Source organism: Stutzerimonas azotifigens (genome assembly GCF_013522725.1).
GTDB lineage: Bacteria > Pseudomonadota > Gammaproteobacteria > Pseudomonadales > Pseudomonadaceae > Stutzerimonas > Stutzerimonas azotifigens_A.
Map to the genome: position 1 here is coordinate 1 of NZ_JAAMRF010000033.1, position 288 is coordinate 288.

The 288-nt window shown below is 61.1% G+C and carries 1 protein-coding gene; it reads left to right on the plus strand.

Translation table 11 applies throughout. The features are described from left to right. Nucleotides 1–288: transposase (locus tag G7026_RS22520; RefSeq protein WP_181073275.1), on the plus strand; the 288-nt coding region annotated here is incomplete at both ends.

Sequence of the window (288 nt, forward strand, 5' to 3'; positions counted from 1 at the left end):
AACTGGCGCGCTGGCATGCCGATGACGAGATAATCCGTAAGCTCGACGAAGTCAGTGGCATCGGTTTGCTGACGGCCAGTGCCTTGAAAACCGCCGTCGGCAAACCCGAGCGCTTCGCCAGTGGCCGGCACTTGAGCGCCTGGTTGGGCATGACGCCGAACGAATACAGCAGCGGCGAGCGGCGCAGGCTTGGGCGAATCAGCTGCAAGGGCAACGTCTACGTGCGCACCTTGTTGATCCATGGCGCGCGAGCCGCACTGTTGGCAGCTAAACGGTGCAAATCAAGAA